This is a genomic window from Pseudomonas sp. D(2018), assembly GCF_005502555.1.
Classification (GTDB): Bacteria; Pseudomonadota; Gammaproteobacteria; order Pseudomonadales; family Pseudomonadaceae; genus Metapseudomonas; species Metapseudomonas resinovorans.
On sequence record NZ_SCOK01000022.1, the window covers coordinates 24,144 to 42,205 of the forward strand.

The 18,062-nt window shown below is 61.9% G+C and carries 18 protein-coding genes; 12 read left to right on the top strand and 6 right to left on the bottom strand.

The window, feature by feature from the left end:
• Positions 1-7: 7 nt before the first annotated feature.
• Entirely contained in the window at positions 8-694 is a 687-nt protein-coding gene (locus FFS60_RS15570; RefSeq protein ID WP_028629488.1) for a hypothetical protein, read from the top strand.
• A gap of 27 nt (positions 695-721) precedes the next feature.
• On the opposite strand, the gene FFS60_RS15575 is transcribed toward FFS60_RS15570, so the two are convergent.
• Complete coding sequence (locus FFS60_RS15575; protein ID WP_028629487.1) at positions 722-1,162, bottom strand: universal stress protein; 441 nt, start codon at positions 1,160-1,162, stop codon at positions 722-724.
• 86 nt (positions 1,163-1,248) lie between these two features.
• On the opposite strand from FFS60_RS15575, the gene FFS60_RS15580 reads away from it, so the two are divergent.
• Positions 1,249-1,683, top strand: coding sequence for a hypothetical protein (locus FFS60_RS15580; RefSeq protein ID WP_028629486.1), 435 nt, complete (start codon positions 1,249-1,251; stop codon positions 1,681-1,683).
• A 44-nt stretch (positions 1,684-1,727) separates the two neighbouring features.
• Here the strand turns inward: FFS60_RS15580 and FFS60_RS15585 are convergent, their stop codons facing one another.
• Positions 1,728-2,534 carry a hypothetical protein gene (locus FFS60_RS15585; protein WP_137822468.1) on the bottom strand — a complete coding sequence of 269 codons (807 nt, stop codon included), beginning with the start codon at positions 2,532-2,534 and terminating at the stop codon, positions 1,728-1,730.
• A 471-nt stretch (positions 2,535-3,005) separates the two neighbouring features.
• Here FFS60_RS15585 and fadB point away from each other — a divergent pair, with 471 nt between their 5' ends.
• The 6 genes from fadB to FFS60_RS15615 all read left to right on the top strand — a co-directional run bounded on the left by fadB (position 3,006) and on the right by FFS60_RS15615 (position 10,361).
• The gene (gene fadB, locus FFS60_RS15590) at positions 3,006-5,153 is read left to right on the top strand and encodes a fatty acid oxidation complex subunit alpha FadB (protein ID WP_028629484.1); all 2,148 of its coding nucleotides are present in this window, start codon (positions 3,006-3,008) and stop codon (positions 5,151-5,153) included.
• 19 nt (positions 5,154-5,172) lie between these two features.
• Positions 5,173-6,348 carry an acetyl-CoA C-acyltransferase FadA gene (gene fadA, locus FFS60_RS15595; RefSeq protein ID WP_028629483.1) on the top strand — a complete coding sequence of 392 codons (1,176 nt, stop codon included), beginning with the start codon at positions 5,173-5,175 and terminating at the stop codon, positions 6,346-6,348.
• A 162-nt stretch (positions 6,349-6,510) separates the two neighbouring features.
• The gene (locus FFS60_RS15600; RefSeq protein WP_028629482.1) at positions 6,511-6,747 is read left to right on the top strand and encodes a DUF1653 domain-containing protein; all 237 of its coding nucleotides are present in this window, start codon (positions 6,511-6,513) and stop codon (positions 6,745-6,747) included.
• 117 nt (positions 6,748-6,864) lie between these two features.
• The gene (gene topA, locus FFS60_RS15605) at positions 6,865-9,471 is read left to right on the top strand and encodes a type I DNA topoisomerase (protein WP_137822469.1); all 2,607 of its coding nucleotides are present in this window, start codon (positions 6,865-6,867) and stop codon (positions 9,469-9,471) included.
• Between the two features lie 66 nt (positions 9,472-9,537).
• Positions 9,538-10,056, top strand: a complete 519-nt coding sequence (locus FFS60_RS15610) for a DUF6586 family protein (RefSeq protein WP_028629480.1) — start codon at positions 9,538-9,540, stop codon at positions 10,054-10,056.
• 71 nt (positions 10,057-10,127) lie between these two features.
• Positions 10,128-10,361, top strand: coding sequence for a hypothetical protein (locus FFS60_RS15615; RefSeq protein ID WP_028629479.1), 234 nt, complete (start codon positions 10,128-10,130; stop codon positions 10,359-10,361).
• Positions 10,362-10,443: 82 nt separating this feature from the next.
• On the opposite strand, the gene sulA is transcribed toward FFS60_RS15615, so the two are convergent.
• Together sulA and lexA are read right to left on the bottom strand one after the other, a co-directional pair.
• Entirely contained in the window at positions 10,444-10,917 is a 474-nt protein-coding gene (gene sulA / locus FFS60_RS15620; protein ID WP_028629478.1) for an SOS-induced cell division inhibitor SulA, read from the bottom strand.
• Positions 10,918-10,927: 10 nt separating this feature from the next.
• Entirely contained in the window at positions 10,928-11,539 is a 612-nt protein-coding gene (gene lexA, locus FFS60_RS15625) for a transcriptional repressor LexA (protein WP_137822470.1), read from the bottom strand.
• A gap of 230 nt (positions 11,540-11,769) precedes the next feature.
• Between lexA and FFS60_RS15630 the strand changes: the two genes are divergently transcribed.
• From FFS60_RS15630 to FFS60_RS15645, 4 genes are read left to right on the top strand one after another with little or no spacing between them, the layout of a single operon-like run.
• Positions 11,770-12,477, top strand: a complete 708-nt coding sequence (locus FFS60_RS15630) for a TetR/AcrR family transcriptional regulator (RefSeq protein WP_137822471.1) — start codon at positions 11,770-11,772, stop codon at positions 12,475-12,477.
• Positions 12,478-12,521: 44 nt separating this feature from the next.
• A complete protein-coding gene (locus FFS60_RS15635; RefSeq protein ID WP_081668104.1) occupies positions 12,522-13,046 on the top strand; it encodes a L,D-transpeptidase in 525 nt (174 codons plus the stop codon).
• 9 nt (positions 13,047-13,055) lie between these two features.
• Complete coding sequence (nagZ, locus tag FFS60_RS15640) at positions 13,056-14,054, top strand: beta-N-acetylhexosaminidase (protein ID WP_137822472.1); 999 nt, start codon at positions 13,056-13,058, stop codon at positions 14,052-14,054.
• A 9-nt stretch (positions 14,055-14,063) separates the two neighbouring features.
• Positions 14,064-14,801: an S-methyl-5'-thioinosine phosphorylase gene (locus FFS60_RS15645; RefSeq protein ID WP_028629473.1), complete on the top strand. Its 738-nt coding sequence runs from the start codon at positions 14,064-14,066 to the stop codon at positions 14,799-14,801.
• A 98-nt stretch (positions 14,802-14,899) separates the two neighbouring features.
• On the opposite strand, the gene FFS60_RS15650 is transcribed toward FFS60_RS15645, so the two are convergent.
• Together FFS60_RS15650 and FFS60_RS15655 are read right to left on the bottom strand one after the other, a co-directional pair.
• Positions 14,900-17,530, bottom strand: coding sequence for a DEAD/DEAH box helicase (locus FFS60_RS15650; RefSeq protein ID WP_137822473.1), 2,631 nt, complete (start codon positions 17,528-17,530; stop codon positions 14,900-14,902).
• A gap of 6 nt (positions 17,531-17,536) precedes the next feature.
• Positions 17,537-18,058, bottom strand: coding sequence for a CsiV family protein (locus FFS60_RS15655; RefSeq protein WP_028629471.1), 522 nt, complete (start codon positions 18,056-18,058; stop codon positions 17,537-17,539).
• Positions 18,059-18,062: the final 4 nt, after the last annotated feature.

Here is an 18,062-nt window from a genome sequence, read left to right on the forward strand (position 1 = left end):
AGAGCCCATGGCCATCGAATACCGCATCAGCCTGGATGACCTGCATGAGTTCAGCTACCGCATCGAGCTGGACCGTGCGTATGACCCGGCGCGAGCAGAAGTCGCGCCGAAGTGGACGCGACTGGAACATCAGCAGTGCAGCAACTGCCCGCTAAGCCGGAATGCCTTTAGTCATTGCCCGGCGGCGGTGGATTTGCACCGGGTGATCGAGGATTTCCAAGGCCTGCCAGCCTTCAAGAAGGTACAGGTCTGGGTACGTACGCCGGAGCGCGAGTACACCAAGCTGGTGGGGCTGGAGGAGGGGTTGCGTGCTCTGTTGGGGGTGATCATGGCCACCAGCGCCTGTCCGGTGCTGGGTAAGCTCAGGCCGATGGCGCAGCAACACTTGCCGTTCGCCAGCAACCAGGAGTTCATTCTGCGGGCCGTCTCGCTCTATCTCGCGCGGCAGTACTTCAATCTCCGTGAAGGACGCCATGCGGACTGGGAATTGAAGGGGCTCGTACGGCTGTTCCAGCAGCTGCAACTGGTGAATCAGGCTTTCTGGCAGCGTATCCACGATACCTGCGAGGGGGACTCGAACCTCAAGGCGTTCCTGACCTTCTTTTCCATGGCTTCCAGCATGACTTACTCGCTGGAGACTCAGTTGCAGAAAATCCGGCCCCTGGTGATGAGCGCGGGCGAAGGCTTCGACTGAAGCCCGCGCCCGTCAGATTATTTCAATCTATTCAGGGTTTTTCAGGCGCACCGCCAGCACGTCGCAGGGGGCGCCATGGAGGACGTCATTGGCGGTGGAGCCGAGTAGCAGGGCGAGACCGTGGCGACCATGGCTGCCAACGACGATCAGGTCGCAGCCCTGTTCCTCCGCGAGGCGGTGGATTTCCTGCCGAGGCTGGCCGTACGCCAGGTGGCGCTGGTCAGCGGTCAGCTCGGAGTAGATGCCGGCGAAGGTCTGCAGGCGTTCGCGGGCCTGCTCGAACTGCTGCTGCTGGAGCATGGAAAGGTCCATCGGTACGTCACCGCCGAAGGCCATGGCCATGGGCTCGACTATGTGCACCAGCGACAGCTTGGCATGGCTGGCCTGGGCCAGCGCCTGGGCACGACGCACCACCGGATGGCATTCATCGGTCAGGTCGACAGCGACCAGAATGTGCTGGTAGGGCATGGGTGACTCCTCCTCAAGGTTGCGCATGATCACAAGTATGGCTGGCCGGAACGTTTAACACAGGCTTTTGCGCGGGGATAACCGATATGACCTTCTGGATCGTCCTATTGCTCCTCCTGGCGGTGGTCAGCCCCTTGGTCTGGCTGGTTCCGTCGAAGGGGCAGCGGGGGCGCATGGAGCTGCGCCTGCAGGCGCGGCGCATGGGGCTGGCCATGCAGCTGTCGCGCCAGGACTGGCCCCACTGGCTGGTCCAGGAGCCGCCGCATTCCTGCGCCCAGTACCACCGGCCGCGTCTGCGTGGGCGCGAGGCCTGGTGCTATTGGCAGAGCGAGCCCGGTACGTGGCTGAACCAGTGGCGTGAGCCCTGCGAGGACGCGACATTGCTGGCACATCTGGGCGGTCTGCCGAAGGATGTCTACAAAGTTGAAGCAAGTTCGCAGATGGTTGCCCTCTACTGGGGCGAGCGCGGCACGGTGGAAGACCTGCAGCGCATCGCCGACACGCTGAAGGCGCTGGCCTGAGGAGCGGGCGCAACGGCGTTGCCGTTGCGCCGATTGCCGGCGCTTCAGCTCTGGGCGGCCGAATAGCGGGCGGAGACGTCTTCGAGGCCGTCGATGATGCGGTCCGAGTACTTGTTGATGAGGAACGGAACGCTGTTCTCGTTGTAGTGCTTCAGCGATTTCTCGATGTAGCGCCACTTGGTGCTGATGCCATCCAGCGCCTGGCGGATTTCCGGCGTGTTCTGCGGTGCCTGTTCCAGGCTGGCGAGCTGGCTGGCGAACTCTCCGGCCATTTCGTCGATGGCCTTGCCACCGTTGCCACCGATGAAACTGCCACCGATGGAGGCGCTGCGTGAGGCGTAGTCCACCGCTATGGACTGCATCAGCAGACTCTGGTCGCGGCTGCGCTGGGTCAGGGGGGGTACCTGGGTGGCGCTTTCCTGCTGGATTCTGGCGTAAAGCTCGTTGGAGAGCTCCATCAGGCGCTTGTTGCGTTCGGTCAAGTCGGCCACCGGCTGCAGGTCGGTATAGCCCTGCTGCTTGAGGGAGGTGACCAGGCCGGTCAATTCGCTGTTGTAGTTCTGCCATTCCTGCGCCAACTGCGCGCGCAGGGCCTTCGAGGCTTCTCCGGGCATTTCCCCCAGTTCGTTCAGGCGGGCATTGGCTTTCTGCACCGACTCGTCGATCAGGCGCGCGTAGCGCTGGTCACCTTCCATGCCGTTGTACATATAGAAGTCGCCGAGGCTGCGCTGGGCGGCCAGGCGCATCTGATGGAGCTTGAGGAGGCTGTCCGCGGGGGTGGCTTGGGCGGAAGCGAAGGCGGGAAGGGTAAGCAGGGTACCCAGCAGAATGGCAAGCAAGCGGCTCGTCATTGGTGCTTCTCCGTGGGCCATTGGCCTTGATTGTTGTTGTTATGGCGCTCGAAACCTGACGGGTGCGAGTGGCACGAATGTACCCGTGGCGCAGGCAATTTGCCAGCGGCGTTCCGGGGACTTTCCCGTCTATCAGCGGTGATCGTGATAGGTCGCGATCATTCGTATGAATCTTCACCTGCTTTCGTGTTCACGCGGTGGCGAGGCTGGGGGCAGAGCCATTCCATCGTGGCTGGTCGGTCACGTTGCGAGATTGACAAGAGCGGACTTTTCCCTGAATCTCCGCTCACCCAAATCAAACGGGCGTATGAATCGAGCGTTTGTCTTGTCAGACGCTTCCGATGCTGCCCGAATATCGCGTCGGTGGGTGTGCCGGACCGATCAGGACTATGCTCCGGCAGCGCCGGAGGCGAGTCCGCCGGTTGGCTCTGACGCGTACAGTCCAGTTTCCCAAACCGTGGAGATCAGTTGATGATTTACGAAGGTAAAGCCATCACGGTTAAGGCTCTTGAGGGCGGTATCGTCGAACTGAAGTTCGACCTCAAGGGTGAGTCCGTCAACAAGTTCAACCGTCTCACCCTGAACGAACTGCGTGATGCAGTCGCAGCCATCAAGGCCGATGCTTCGGTCAAGGGCGTGATCGTCAGCAGCGGCAAGGACGTATTCATCGTCGGCGCCGATATCACTGAATTCGTCGACAACTTCCAGTTGCCTGACGAAGAACTGGTGGCCGGCAACCTCGAAGCCAACAAGATCTTCAGCGCGTTCGAAGACCTCGAAGTTCCCACCGTTGTCGCTATCAACGGCATCGCCCTGGGTGGCGGCCTGGAAATGTGCCTGGCAGCCGACTACCGCGTGATGAGCACCGTCGCCAAGATCGGCCTGCCGGAAGTCAAGCTGGGCATCTACCCAGGCTTCGGCGGCACCGTGCGTCTGCCGCGCATCATCGGCACCGACAACGCCATCGAGTGGATCGCCTCCGGTAAGGAGAACCGCGCCGAAGACGCACTGAAAGTCGGCGCCGTCGACGCCGTGGTCGCTCCCGAGCTGCTGCAGGCCGGTGCCCTGGACCTGGTCAAGCGCGCCATTGCCGGCGAGCTGGACTTCAAGGCCAAGCGTCAGCCGAAGCTGGAAAAGCTCAAGCTCAACGCCATCGAACAGATGATGGCCTTCGAGACCGCCAAGGGTTTCGTTGCCGGCCAGGCCGGTCCGAACTACCCGGCCCCGGTAGAAGCCATCAAGACCATCCAGAAGGCCGCCAACTTCGGTCGCGAGAAGGCGCTGGAAGTCGAGGCAGCCGGTTTCGTGAAACTGGCCAAGACTTCGGTCGCCACCAGCCTGATCGGACTGTTCCTGAATGACCAGGAACTGAAGAAGAAGGGCAAGCAGTACGACGAAGCTGCCAAGGACGTGAAGCTGGCTGCTGTTCTCGGCGCTGGCATCATGGGTGGCGGCATCGCCTACCAGTCCGCCTCGAAGGGCACTCCGATCCTGATGAAGGATATCCGCGAAGAGGGTATCCAGATGGGCCTGCAGGAAGCGTCCAAGCTGCTCGGCAAGCGCGTCGAGAAGGGCCGCATGAAGCCTGAGAAGATGGCTGAAGCGCTGAACGCGATTCGTCCGACCATGTCCTACGGCGACTTCGGCAATGTCGACATCGTGGTCGAGGCTGTGGTCGAGAACCCGAAGGTCAAGCATGCCGTGCTGGCCGAGGTGGAAGGCCATGTGCGTGAAGACGCCATCATCGCCTCGAACACCTCCACCATCTCCATCAGCTACCTGGCTCAAGCCCTGAAGCGCCCGGAGAACTTCGTCGGCATGCACTTCTTCAACCCGGTGCACATGATGCCGCTGGTGGAAGTGATCCGTGGCGAGAAGTCCAGCGAAGTGGCCGTTGCCACCACCGTTGCCTACGCCAAGAAAATGGGCAAGAACCCGATCGTGGTCAACGACTGCCCCGGCTTCCTCGTCAACCGCGTCCTGTTCCCGTATTTCGGTGGCTTCGCCAAGCTGTTGGAGTTCGGCGTCGACTTCGTACGAATCGACAAGATCATGGAGAAGTTCGGCTGGCCCATGGGTCCGGCCTACTTGTCCGACGTTGTCGGCATCGACACCGGTCACCACGGTCGCGATGTGATGGCCGAAGGCTTCCCGGATCGCATGGCGGTTGAAGGCAAGACGGCCGTCGACGTGATGTACGAAGCCAATCGCCTGGGCCAGAAGAACGGCAAGGGCTTCTACGCCTACGAAACCGACAAACGCGGCAAGCCGAAAAAGGTTACCGATCCGGTTGCCTATGAAGTGCTGAAGTCGATCGTCAAGGAGCAGCGCGAGCTGACTGACGAAGACATCATCAACTTCATGATGATCCCGCTGTGCCTGGAAACCGTACGTTGCCTGGAAGATGGCATCGTAGCGACGGCTGCCGAGGCCGACATGGGCCTGATCTACGGCATCGGCTTCCCGCCCTTCCGTGGTGGTGCGCTGCGCTACATCGACAGCGTCGGTGTGGCCGAATTCGTAGCCATGGCCGACAAGTACGCCGACCTGGGCGCGCTGTATCACCCGACCGCCAAGCTTCGCGAAATGGCCAAGAACGGCCAGAAGTTTTTCGGCTAATTGAGCGAGAGTGAAGAATATGAGCCTGAATCCTAGAGATGCAGTCATTGTCGACTTCGGTCGCACCCCGATGGGTCGCTCCAAGGGTGGCATGCACCGCAACACCCGTGCCGAGGACATGTCGGCCCACCTGATCAGCAAGCTGCTGGAGCGCAACGCCAAGGTCGACCCGGCGGAAGTCGAGGACGTCATCTGGGGCTGCGTGAACCAGACCCTGGAGCAGGGCTGGAACATCGCACGCATGGCGTCGCTGATGACCCAGATCCCCCACACCAGCGCCGGCCAGACCGTCAGCCGTCTGTGCGGTTCGTCCATGAGCGCCCTGCACACCGCCGTGCAAGCCATCCAGACCGGCAACGGCGACGTGTTCGTAGTCGGTGGCGTGGAGCACATGGGCCACGTGGGCATGATGCACGGCGTCGATCCGAACCCGCATATGTCCCTGTATGCCGCCAAGGCCTCGGGCATGATGGGGCTGACCGCCGAAATGCTCGGCAAGATGCACGGCATCAGCCGTGAAGCTCAGGATCAGTTCGGTGTGCGTTCGCACCAGCTGGCCCACAAAGCTACCGTCGAAGGCAAGTTCAAGGATGAAATCATCCCGATGCAAGGCTACGACGAGAACGGCTTCCTGAAGGTGTTCGACTTCGACGAAACCATTCGTCCGGAGACGACGCTGGAAAGCCTGGCCAGCCTCAAGCCGGCGTTCAACCCGAAAGGCGGCACCGTGACTGCGGGTACTTCCTCGCAGATCACCGACGGCGCATCGTGCATGATCGTCATGTCCGCTCAGCGTGCTCAAGACCTGGGCATCCAGCCGATGGCCGTGGTTCGTGCCATGGCGGTTGCCGGTGTTGACCCGGCGATCATGGGTTACGGTCCGGTGCCATCCACTCAGAAGGCGCTCAAGCGCGCTGGCCTGACCATGGATGACATCGATTTCGTTGAGCTCAACGAAGCCTTCGCTGCTCAGGCACTGCCGGTGCTGAAAGACCTCAAACTCCTCGACAAGATGGAGCAGAAGGTTAACCTGCATGGCGGCGCCATCGCCCTGGGTCACCCGTTCGGCTGCTCTGGTGCCCGTATTTCCGGCACCTTGCTGAACGTGATGAAGCAGAACGGCGGTAATCTGGGCGTGTCCACCATGTGCGTGGGCCTCGGCCAGGGCATCACCACCATCTTCGAGCGCGTCTGAGCGTAGCGGAGATGAGGAAACCGGGGCCTTGTGCCCCGGTTTTTGCTTTTATGTGGAGAAACTTCGCAGGAAATTTCTCTCAAGGGCTGGCCTCGGGCCGAATGAAGCGGCACCATGCGCAACCTTTGCGGGATAGCCTGCATTCATCACTGTGAGGCAACCATGAGCCTGCAACCGGGTCTCTATCGTCACTACAAAGGTCAGCAATACAGGGTCATAGGTATTGCCCGGCACTCCGAAACCGAGGAGGCGCTGGTGGTTTACCAGGCCCTTTACGGTGAGTACGGCCTTTGGGTGCGTCCGCTCAGCATGTTCACCGAGACGGTTCAGGTGGACGGCGAGCAGATCGCGCGCTTCGCTTTGGTGAGTGCCGAGCCAGATCCCTTTCCGCAGCCCTGAGGGGCGTGGACAGGGCCAGGGGCGCGCTTGACCGCGCTGCGCTGGCCACTATATATAGCGGTGCCGCGACAGGCGGCTCCCGCTTTTTACATATTTCATTCAGGAACACACCGATCCATGGGCAAATCGCTGGTCATCGTGGAATCCCCGGCCAAGGCCAAGACCATCAACAAGTACCTGGGCAACCAGTACGTGGTGAAGTCGAGCATCGGCCATATCCGTGACCTCCCCACCAGCGGTTCGGCGAGTACCGCCAAAGAGCCGGCCAAGCGTGGCAAGGCCGCTGCTGAAGCTCCCGCCCTGTCCGCCAAGGAAAAGGCCAAGCGCCAGCTGGTCGCCCGTATGGGGGTCGATCCGGACCACGGCTGGAAGGCCAAGTACGAGATCCTGCCCGGCAAGGAAAAGGTGATTGAGGAATTGCGCCGCCTGGCCAAGGATGCCGACACCATTTATCTCGCAACCGACTTGGACCGCGAAGGGGAGGCCATCGCCTGGCACCTGCGGGAATCCATCGGTGGCGATGACAGCCGCTACAAGCGCGTGGTGTTCAACGAAATCACCAAGAAGGCCATCCAGGAGGCCTTCTCCCAGCCCGGCGATCTCGATATCAATCGTGTCAACGCCCAGCAGGCTCGCCGCTTCCTCGATCGTGTAGTGGGCTACATGGTCTCGCCGCTGCTTTGGCAGAAGATCGCCCGCGGTCTGTCCGCTGGCCGCGTGCAGTCCGTAGCAGTGAAGCTGGTAGTGGAGCGCGAGCGCGAGATTCGCGCCTTCGTTCCGGAAGAGTACTGGGAAGTGCATGCCGACCTCGGCACCACCAAGGGCGCCAAGGTGCGCTTCGAAGTGGCCCGTGAGAATGGCGAGGCCTTCAAGCCGCTCAATGAAGCCCAGGCCATGGCGGCCCTGGAGAAGCTCAAGGCCTCCAGCTACACCGTGGCCAGGCGCGAGGACAAGCCGACATCCAGTCGCCCGTCCGCGCCCTTCATCACCTCTACCCTGCAGCAGGCCGCGAGCAATCGGCTGGGCTTCGGGGTGAAGAAAACCATGATGATGGCGCAGCGTCTCTACGAGGCCGGCTACATCACCTATATGCGTACTGACTCGACCAATCTCTCGGCCGACGCCATTTCCATGGTGCGTGACTTCATCGAGGGTGAGTTCGGTCAGAAGTACCTGCCGGCCAAGGCGAACGTCTATTCCAGCAAGGAGGGCGCCCAGGAGGCTCACGAGGCGATTCGCCCGTCTGATGTCAACCTGCGCCCGAACCAGCTGTCCGGCATGGAGCGTGACGCCGAGCGCCTGTACGACCTGATCTGGCGCCAGTTCGTGGCCTGCCAGATGCCGCCGGCCGAATACCTGTCCACCAGCGTCAGCGTCACTGCCAGCAAGTTCGAGCTGCGCGCGAAGGGCCGCATCCTCAAGTTCGATGGTTACACCCGCGTTCTGCCGCAGCAGAGCAAGCCGGGCGAGGACGACGTGCTGCCGGAAATGACGGAGGGCGAGCTGCTCAAACTGCTCACTCTCGAGCCCAGTCAGCACTTCACCAAGCCGCCAGCGCGCTATTCCGAGGCCAGTCTGGTCAAGGAACTCGAAAAGCGTGGCATCGGCCGTCCGTCCACCTACGCGGCGATCATCTCCACCATCCAGGAACGTGGTTACGTGGCGGTGCATAACCGCCGTTTCTACGCGGAGAAGATGGGTGACATCGTCACTGAGCGTCTGAGCGAAAGCTTCGCCAACCTGATGGACTATGGCTTCACCGCCGGTATGGAAGAGCATCTGGACGATGTGGCTCAGGGCGAGCGCGACTGGAAGCATCTGCTGGACGAGTTCTACGGCGACTTCAAGAAAAAGCTGGAGCTGGCCGAAGGCGCCGACAATGGCATGCGCGCCAACCAGCCGACTTTAACCGACATCGCCTGCCGCGAATGCGGTCGCCCGATGATGATCCGTACTGCGTCCACTGGCGTGTTTCTTGGCTGCTCCGGCTACAGTCTGCCGCCGAAAGAGCGCTGCAAGGCCACGATCAACCTGGTGCCGGGTGATGAGATCGCCGCGGATGATGAGGGGGAGTCCGAATCTCGCGTGTTGCGTGGCAAGCACCGTTGCCCGATCTGCTCCACTGCGATGGACGCCTATCTGCTGGACGAGACTCGCAAACTGCATATCTGCGGTAACAACCCGGATTGCTCGGGCTACGAGATCGAGCAGGGTCAGTATCGCATCAAGGGCTACGAAGGTCCGAGCCTTGAGTGCGACAAATGCGGCAGCGAGATGCAGCTCAAGACAGGTCGTTTCGGCAAGTTCTTTGGCTGTACCAATGCCAGTTGCAAGAACACCCGCAAGCTGCTGAAGAGTGGCGAGGCGGCGCCGCCGAAGATCGACCCGATCCGCATGCCTGAGCTGAAGTGCGAGAAGGTTGACGATATCTATGTGCTGCGTGATGGCGCTTCGGGGCTTTTCCTGGCAGCCAGCCAGTTCCCAAAGAACCGTGAAACCCGCGCCCCGTTGGTGAAGGAGCTGATCCCCCACAAGGATGAGCTGGACGCCAAGTACCACTACCTGCTGGATGCGCCGACGAAAGACCCTGAAGGGCGTCCGTCGGTGATCCGATTCAGTCGCAAGACCAAGGAGCAGTACGTACAGACTGAGGTCGAAGGTAAGCCCACTGGCTGGCGCGCCTTCTACGATGGCGGCAAGTGGAAGGTCGAAGATAAGCGCTGACCGACTGCAGCGCGCCCGGATCCGGGCGCGCATATACTGCCCGAGTCCCCTGTGGAGGGTGCCGTCATGGCCCATGAGCTTTATACCCGCACCAACCAGAAACTCTTTTTCGCTGGTCTGTCGCTTGAGTCCTGGCGCAAGGCGGAAGAGGGTAGGGCGATGAATGCCCAGGCGCTGGTGCAGTCCGAGCGTGAGGCTTCGCTCTTCCATCTTTATGGTGCGCTGCTAGGCCTTTGTCATGAGATCGCGGGTTACTACCGCCTTCCCGAGGCCAATTCGCCGCGTGTCGAGCTTGTGTTAACCCCAGAGGTGCTGGCCGTCGCGCCCAGCCCGGAGCTGGCTGAGCTGGTGGAGCTGGCTCAGCAAAGCGAAACCTGGTTGGCCGCGCTTTTGGCAGCGTATCGTGGACTGTTCCAGCCGCCGCAGGCTCCAAAGCAGGCAAAAGTCGATCCCACACTGCCGCTGATTACCGCAGTCAGTCTGGAGGAGGAGGTGGCGCCTTTGTCGCGGGAGACGCTGGAGTCCTGGCGACAGAGTCTGAAATCCCTTGCCTTGCGTTTCCGCGAAACCCTGAGCGAGTGCTGATTTGATCGATGGGCTAGGGCGTACTGGCGGCTCGCTGTTACAATGGTCGCCTTTCGTGGAGATTTGAACTTATGCCTACGTCCTTTCTGGAAATAGTCGAGCTGCCTGATGGGCGCATTATTCTGCGCCGGGCCGAGGACGAGGAGGCGTTGGTGACGCTGGACTTCTCTGCCGATGCCAAGGCTTTCCTTCAGGGGCATCACCTGGAAGTCGCCAAGGCCATGCTGAATGTCGGCGTGCAGATGGCTGGCCGACTGGCCGAAGGCGACATGGACCATCAAGACGGTCCGCGCGTTCTGCATTGATTTCTGGAGCCTAATCTACCTTTGATTCGGTTACCGTCTGATGTCAAAGGCCTTAGGTATCACCTGGCGCCCGCTGTCCTTATCACCCCAGAAGAATGTTAAGGCTTTGCGCGCTACCCTCGCGTGCCGCGTGGGCCAGTCTGCGTTTGGCCTTTTGCCCAAGTTGCAGCCAGCTCACTACTGTGTGGCTGCGGCCCAATCGCAACGCCTCGCATGCCAGTTCCAGGGCGCTTTGTTCGCCGCGTGGTTGCAGGAGCAGTATGCGTTCGCGGTTCAGGCCGGACTCGCGCAACCAGTCACGGGTCAGGCCGGAGGGGGCGCCGATCAGTGTCAGCCAGCGTGCGTCCTGTTCTTCGCTGAGTTCCCGAAGCACCGACCCCAGCAGGCTTCGGCAGTGCCCAGTGGCGCCTCGAAGCGAGAGCTCGCTGAAGGCTTCCGGCTCTTCCGGGTGGGGTTCTTCCACTACATCGGTCAGCATCGGGACCACGGGGGTGGCCAGGATGGCGTCGTGGAACAGGGGGAGCTGAGACCGACCAAGCGACTGCGGGAACTGCATAGAGCCTCCTTTAGCGGCGGATCACGCCGACACTCAAACCTTCGATCACCAGGTCCTGCTCATCAAGGTTCACTTCGATGGGGGCGAACTCGGGGTTCTCGGCGATTAACCAGACCTTGTCGCCTTCGCGCTTGAAGCGCTTGACCGTGACTTCTTCGCCGAGTCGAGCTACCACCACCTGGCCGTTGCGGGCCTCATGGGTGCTGTGTACGGCCAGCAGGTCGCCGTCATAGATGCCGATGTCCTTCATGGACATGCCGCGAACGCGCAGCAGGTAGTCGGCACGGGGATGGAAGAAGTCGGGATTGATGCGGCAGGATTCTTCTATGTTCTGCTGGGCAAGGATTGGCGCGCCAGCGGCGACCCGGCCGATCACCGGCAAACCATCGTCTTCGTTGCTACCAGGCTCGAAGCCAGGGATGCGGATGCCGCGGGATGCGCCCGGGGTCATCTCGATGGCACCCTTGCGGGCGAGGGCCTTGAGGTGCTCCTCGGCGGCATTTGGCGACTTGAAACCGAGTTCTTGGGCAATTTCCGCCCGGGTCGGGGGGAAGCCGTTATCTTCAAGGCAGCGCTTGATGAATGCGAGAATCTCGGCTTGGCGGTGCGTCAGTTTCAGCATGGCGGCGCTCTGTTTTTTTATACAGTGACTGGGATTATATACAGTGGCGTGACCTTGGCAACGCTTCTTTTTATGGAGAGAAGAGAGATTGCGGCTCAAGGTTGGGCAAGGCTGCTGTTGCGCTGGCTACGGGGAGGGTGACCATTGCGTCAGATAGTGGTGCGCATGGCTTGACAAGCTGACCGGATGAAACGTATGTTTCAAACAAGTGTTTGTCAGGCGGAGGAGCCATGGCCCAGTCGGAAACCGTTGAACGCATTCTGGATGCTGCGGAACAGCTGTTCGCGGAGAAAGGCTTTGCCGAGACTTCGTTGCGCCTGATCACCAGCAAAGCTGGGGTCAACCTGGCGGCTGTGAACTACCATTTCGGCTCTAAGAAAGCGCTGATCCAGGCAGTTTTCTCGCGTTTCCTCGGCCCGTTCTGCCAGAGCCTGGAGCGCGAACTGGACCGCCGTCAGGCCAAGGCAGAGAGCAAGGCCAGCCTTGAAGAGTTGCTGGAAATGCTCGTTGAGCAGGCGCTGGCGGTAAAGCCCCGCAGTGGCAATGACCTTTCGATCTTCATGCGTCTGCTTGGGCTTGCATTCAGTCAGAGCCAGGGGCACTTGCGCAAGTACCTCGAAGAAGTTTACGGAAAGGTTTTCCGCCGTTACATGCTGCTGGTGAACGACTCCGCTCCCAAGGTTCCGCCACTCGAGCTGTTCTGGCGAGTGCATTTCATGCTCGGAGCTGCTGCTTTCAGCATGTCGGGTATCAAGGCGTTGCGCGCCATGGCAGAAAACGACTTTGGCGTGAATACCTCGATCGAGCAGGTCATGCGTCTGATGGTGCCGTTCCTGGCAGCCGGTATGCGTGCCGAAACCGGGGTCACTGACGAAGCCCTGGCTAGTGCGGTGCTCAAACCGCGCAACAAGGCCCCGGCGGCACCTGCCAAGGCTTAAAACCATATGGGCGCAGGCGAGCTGATCGGCTAAGCTTGCGACCCATGCAAAACCTCGATCTTCTGCATATCTCCATCGCTGACCAACAGCTCTACGGCTTTGCCGGGGGGCAGTTGGTTCTGCGCATGTCTGTGTCTACTGCCCTGAATGGTGCAGGTGAGACGAATGGTTCCAACTGCACCCCCCGTGGGCTGCACCAGGTCCGCGCCCGGATCGGCGAGGGCCTGCCTCTCGGTGCAGTGCTTCGTGGTCGGCGCTGGACGGGTGAAGTCTGGAATGCCGAACTCCACGAGCGCTTTCCGGGGCGGGACTGGATCCTTAGTCGTATCCTTTGGCTGAGCGGTTGCGAGCCTGGTCACAATCGACTTGGCAAGGTGGACAGCTTCCGCCGCTACATCTACTTGCACGGTACGCCGGATACCGAGCCCATGGGGGTAGCCCGCTCGCATGGGTGCATTCGTCTGCGAAATGTCGATGTGCTGGAACTCTTCGATCGCGTACCCGTCCACTGTGCGGTACGCATTGACGAAGCACCTTGCCCGGTCTGGGCGACGGCACAACTCTCTTAAGGATTTTTCATGCAAGGTTCCCTGATGCTGGATATCGGCGGCACCTGGCTGACCGCCGAGGATCGGCAGATCCTCCGTCAGCCGGAAGTCGCCGGTCTTATCATCTTTGCCCGCAATATCGAGAGCCCGCGCCAGGTGCGCGAACTCTGCGCTGCGATTCGCGCTGTTCGGCCAGACCTGATTCTTGCTGTCGATCAGGAAGGCGGCCGTGTACAACGCCTGCGCCAAGGCTTCCTGCGCTTGCCGGCAATGCGCGCCCTGGCTGACAACGACAATGCCGAGCAACTGTCCGAGCAGTGCGGCTGGCTGATGGCGACCGAAGTGCTCGCAGTTGGCCTGGACATCAGCTTCGCCCCGGTGCTGGACCTCGACCACCAGCGCAGCGCCGTCGTTGGTAGTCGCGCCTTCGAGGGCGATCCTGAGCGTGCCGCGCGCCTGGCTGGCGCTTTCATTCGCGGCTTGCGACAGGCGGGTATGGCTGCCACCGGCAAGCATTTCCCAGGCCACGGCTGGGCAGAGGCGGACTCCCACGTGGCGATTCCCACCGACGAGCGCAGCCTGGAGCAGATTCGCCAGGCCGACCTGGTCCCGTTCGCTCGTCTGGCCGCGGAACTGGACGGCATGATGCCTGCCCACGTCATCTACCCGCAGGTGGACGCCCAGCCTGCTGGTTTCTCCCGGCGCTGGTTGCAGGACATCCTGCGAGGCGAACTGAAATTTTCCGGTGTCATATTCAGTGATGACCTGTCCATGGCCGGCGCCCACGTGGTAGGTGATGCCGCCGAGCGCATCGAGGCTGCGCTGACAGCCGGTTGCGACATGGGGTTGGTGTGCAATGACCGCGCTTCTGCAGAGTTGGCCCTGGAGCGCCTGCAGCGCTTGAGAGTCAAACCACCGACCAGCCTGTCGCGAATGCGCCGCCGTGCTTTCCCCGGCACCGAATACCGCCAGGATCCCCGCTGGTCGCAGGCCGTTGCCGCCTTGCGCGAAGCCCAGTTGATCGATTGAGGAACTGACATGACCGTCTACGCCATTATTGGTGGTACAGGCCTGACCCAGCTCGATGGCCTGAGCATGAAAGCCCTGCTCCACCCTGATACCCCCTACGGCGCGCCGTCGGCCGGAATCGTTCATGGCGAGTACGCCGGGCACGACGTGCTGTTCCTTGCACGCCATGGCCATCCGCATCGCATTCCGCCGCACCAGGTGAACTATCGCGCCAATCTCTGGGCGCTCAAGCATGCCGGCGCGCAGGCGGTAATCGCTGTGAATGCCGTGGGCGGCATTCACGCGGCCATGGGTAGCGGCCACCTGGTGGTGCCACATCAGGTGATCGACTACACCCATGGTCGTGTCGGCACCTACTTCGAAGGCGATCTGGACCACGTCACCCACATCGACTTCAGCCATCCCTATGACGAAGCCCTGCGCGCCGAGCTGCTGGCGGCGCTGAACGCGTGCGACTACCCGCACAGTGATTTCGGCGTTTATGGCTGTACCCAGGGTCCGCGCCTGGAAACCGTGGCCGAGATCGCCCGCCTGGAGCGCGACGGCTGTGACATCGTTGGCATGACCGGCATGCCTGAAGCAGCGCTGGCCCGCGAGCTGAACCTGCCGTACGCCTGTCTCTCCCTGGTGGTGAACCCGGCTGCCGGCAAGTCGGAAGGCATCATCACCATGGCCGAGATCGAGGCTGCGCTGGCCGAGGGTATCGGCAAGGTACGCAATGTCCTTGCCCATGTGCTGAAAGGCTGAGGCCATGTCTTCCGCCGGCAGGCACACGCGTTGATGGCTGTCGGCGGCTGAGTCGTTCGCAAATGGGCGTGTCAGCGCTAAGCCGCGTCAGCTGCCAATCACCCGAGGCGGGGCAGTGGGGCGAAGAGGGCGTCGAGATCCGCTTCCTGTAGTCTCCAGCCTTCTTTCTCGCGACCGTCGAGAATGCCTCGCGCCAGCGCGTCCTTCTGGGCCTGAAGTTGCTGGATCTTCTCTTCCACCGTTCCTCGTGAAATCAGTCGATAGACGAATACCGGCTTGTCCTGGCCAATGCGATAGGCTCGGTCGGTTGCCTGGCGCTCCACGGCCGGGTTCCACCAGGGGTCGTAGTGGATCACGGTATCGGCCGCGGTCAGGTTCAGGCCGGTGCCACCGGCCTTGAGGCTGATGAGGAAAAGCGGCACCTCGCCGGCCTGGAAGCGCTGTACCGGCGTGCGTCGGTCCCGCGTGTCGCCGGTGATCTGCACATAGTCGATGGCGCGCTTGTGCAGTTCGTCTTCGATCAGCGACAGCATGCTGGTGAACTGCGAAAACAGCAGTACCTTGCGGCCCTCGGCGATCAGCTCCTCCAGCATTTCCATCAGGCTGTCCAGCTTGCCTGAGCTGCTGCCCCGTGAGCGGACGCCGCTTTCTTCGATCAATCGGGTGTCACAGCACACCTGGCGCAGCTTCAGCAGGGCTTCCAGGATCACGATCTGGCTGCGTGCCAGGCCCTTGCGGTCGATCTCGTCGCGCACCTTGTGGTCCATTGCCAGGCGTACCGTCTCGTAGAGGTCGCGTTGGCGGTCGCTGAGTTCGACCCATTGCGTGATCTCGCTCTTGGCCGGCAATTCGGTGGCCACGGCTTCCTTGCTGCGGCGCAGCAGGAAGGGCTTGAGGCGGGCATTGAGATGGGCAAGGCGGGTGGCGTCGCCATGCTTCTCGATGGGGTTTCGGTAATTCCGCAGGAAGCTCTGGCTGTCACCCAGCCAGCCGGGCATCAGGAAGTGGAACAATGACCAGAGTTCGCCCAGGTGGTTCTCCAGTGGTGTGCCGGTGAGGCAGAGCCGCTGGCGTGCTTCAAGTTGGCGCGCCGCCTGGGCCGCTTTGCTGGTGGGGTTTTTGATGTACTGCGCCTCGTCGAGGATCAGCAGGTGCAGCGGAAGCTCCGCGAACTGCTCCAGGTCTCGGGGCAGCAGGGCGTAGGTGGTCAGTAGCAAGTCGTACTCGGCCATTCGCTCGAAGGCTTTCTTGCGGCCAGGACCGTGCAGGGCGAGGGCGCGCAGATCAGGCGCGAAGCGTTGGGCCTCGTCCAGCCAGTTGGGTATCAAACTGGTGGGCATCACCACCAGGGTCGGGCGATCCAGGCGACCGGCTTCCTTCTCCAGCAGTAGGTGAGCCAGGGTCTGCAGGGTTTTGCCCAGCCCCATGTCATCACCGAGGATGCCGCCGGCGCCAACCTCCCGCAGGGTCTGCAGCCACGCGATGCCCTCGAGCTGGTAATGGCGGAGTTCGGCATTCAGGCCCTTGGGTGGATTGATAGTGACCTTGCCGCTGTCACGCAGCTTTCGCGCCAGGTCGCGTAGCTCATCACCGCCTTGCCAGTGCAGGTCCAGGCCTTCCAGCTGGCTCAGGCGCGCTGCGTCGGGGCGGGCCAGGCGCAGTCTTTGGGTTGGGTCCTGATCGCGCTGATAGAGCTCGCCCAGGGTGGTCAGTACGGGCTTGAGTCGGGAAAACGGCAACATCACCTGCAGCGGGCGGCCATCCGCGGCGCGGGTGGCGTCCAGTTGCAGGCGCAACTGGTCATCGTCCTTGCGCCGTTGGAGGTTCTGCGGGTCGAGTAGCTCAGGGTTGCGTTGGATCAGGCGCAGAAGGACCGGTAACAGGCTGATGCGGCGACCCTCGACGACAATGCCCAGCTCCAGGTCAAACCATTCGCGGCCGGGCGCTTCGTCCACTTCGGCGTACCAGCCTTCGACCTGGCTGAGGTCGAACTGGAATCCCGGGCGAATATCGATGTGCCAGCCCTGCTCGCGAAGTGCGGGTAAGTTCTCTCGCATGAAGTGCAGCCAGTCTTCGTCGCTGGGCAGCTCGAACATCTCCGCGCTGTTGGCGGGCAGGGCCAGGCTCTGCCGCAGGGCTTCCTTGAAGCCCAGTTGGCGCAGCCTGTCACGCCAGGCCTGCTCAGTCCTTGGGTGGCGGGCAATGGCAAGGCGCTCACCATTGCTGCGGTGATGCAGTCGTTCCGGTTTCGCCGGTTTGCCGTGGGTGTGTGCGCCACCATAGTCGAACACCAGGCCGGCGCGGTGCTGCTGGCTGCCGACCATGCGTCCGCTGCGCAGGTCGTACTGGCTCTGGGCATGGCTGCCGAGGATCAGGTGCGGAAGTGGCTGCAGGTCGTCCACCTGACGCTCGCTGGGTGGCGTCGGGATTTGCCAGCCGGTGGTGGGCTGGTTAAGCAGGTAGGTGATGGCAGCGACGCAATGCTTGCAGTTGAAACTCACCGGGCAGCTGCAGCGACCGACCACTCCGAGCCCCTTCGGTGCCAGGCGGATCAGTTGGGTGTAGACGTGGCCTGCGGAGCCTTCGCAGCTCGTCTCGATGGCCTTGTCGCTCAGGCTCAGCAGGCGGATGCGACCTTCTGTGGCGTACTTGAGGCCACGGGAAAGGGCGCCCGGATCGAAATCCAGGCGCCATTCCAGCTGTCTCAATTGGTCGAGCAGGGCACTCATGGCGCCTTAGAGCGGGCTAACGCGAATCAGGATGCCCAGGTTTCCGTGGTCAAGGTAGGTAAGTTCGCCGTTCTTCAGGCGAGTACCCTGGCGCAGACGTTCGCTGCTGCTGATCAGGCCACTGCTGTCGAATTGGTTGATCCAGAAGTCGGCCTGGGCGTCGACACTGCGATCGAGGGTGAGTGCCAGCGTGCCTTCCACGGGGTAATGCCCCAGCTGCTGTTCGCCGGACGTCACCGATACCGTGTTCGGAATCGCCGACAGGTTTTGCGACCAGGCCTTGTGCATTAGCACTTCGTAGCCGGCGTTGGGGTTCAGCTTGGCCGCTTCGCCATCCAGTGCGGTGCCGCGCTCGCTGCCGGCGATGGATTGGCTGCCTGCGGCCCAGTCGTCCGGAGCGGGCTGGCTGGCCGGGATGGGATCGCCGGCCTGGCGGAAGATGATCATCTCCACCGAGTAGAGACCGTCGGCAAAGGCCGCCGGGGCCAGCAGGGCGAGCAGCAGGGCGAAGTTTCGGATGGCACGCATGGGT

Bases quoted from the DNA above. Each gene is read 5' to 3' on its own strand.
- FFS60_RS15570 (WP_028629488.1), top strand. From the start codon at position 8: ATGGCCATCGAATACCGCATCAGCCTGGATGACCTGCATGAGTTCAGC.
- FFS60_RS15575 (WP_028629487.1), bottom strand. From the start codon at position 1,162: ATGCCCTACCAGCACATTCTGGTCGCTGTCGACCTGACCGATGAATGC.
- FFS60_RS15580 (WP_028629486.1), top strand. From the start codon at position 1,249: ATGACCTTCTGGATCGTCCTATTGCTCCTCCTGGCGGTGGTCAGCCCC.
- FFS60_RS15585 (WP_137822468.1), bottom strand. From the start codon at position 2,534: ATGACGAGCCGCTTGCTTGCCATTCTGCTGGGTACCCTGCTTACCCTT.
- fadB (WP_028629484.1), top strand. From the start codon at position 3,006: ATGATTTACGAAGGTAAAGCCATCACGGTTAAGGCTCTTGAGGGCGGT.
- fadA (WP_028629483.1), top strand. From the start codon at position 5,173: ATGAGCCTGAATCCTAGAGATGCAGTCATTGTCGACTTCGGTCGCACC.
- FFS60_RS15600 (WP_028629482.1), top strand. From the start codon at position 6,511: ATGAGCCTGCAACCGGGTCTCTATCGTCACTACAAAGGTCAGCAATAC.
- topA (WP_137822469.1), top strand. From the start codon at position 6,865: ATGGGCAAATCGCTGGTCATCGTGGAATCCCCGGCCAAGGCCAAGACC.
- FFS60_RS15610 (WP_028629480.1), top strand. From the start codon at position 9,538: ATGGCCCATGAGCTTTATACCCGCACCAACCAGAAACTCTTTTTCGCT.
- FFS60_RS15615 (WP_028629479.1), top strand. From the start codon at position 10,128: ATGCCTACGTCCTTTCTGGAAATAGTCGAGCTGCCTGATGGGCGCATT.
- sulA (WP_028629478.1), bottom strand. From the start codon at position 10,917: ATGCAGTTCCCGCAGTCGCTTGGTCGGTCTCAGCTCCCCCTGTTCCAC.
- lexA (WP_137822470.1), bottom strand. From the start codon at position 11,539: ATGCTGAAACTGACGCACCGCCAAGCCGAGATTCTCGCATTCATCAAG.
- FFS60_RS15630 (WP_137822471.1), top strand. From the start codon at position 11,770: ATGGCCCAGTCGGAAACCGTTGAACGCATTCTGGATGCTGCGGAACAG.
- FFS60_RS15635 (WP_081668104.1), top strand. From the start codon at position 12,522: ATGCAAAACCTCGATCTTCTGCATATCTCCATCGCTGACCAACAGCTC.
- nagZ (WP_137822472.1), top strand. From the start codon at position 13,056: ATGCAAGGTTCCCTGATGCTGGATATCGGCGGCACCTGGCTGACCGCC.
- FFS60_RS15645 (WP_028629473.1), top strand. From the start codon at position 14,064: ATGACCGTCTACGCCATTATTGGTGGTACAGGCCTGACCCAGCTCGAT.
- FFS60_RS15650 (WP_137822473.1), bottom strand. From the start codon at position 17,530: ATGAGTGCCCTGCTCGACCAATTGAGACAGCTGGAATGGCGCCTGGAT.
- FFS60_RS15655 (WP_028629471.1), bottom strand. From the start codon at position 18,058: ATGCGTGCCATCCGAAACTTCGCCCTGCTGCTCGCCCTGCTGGCCCCG.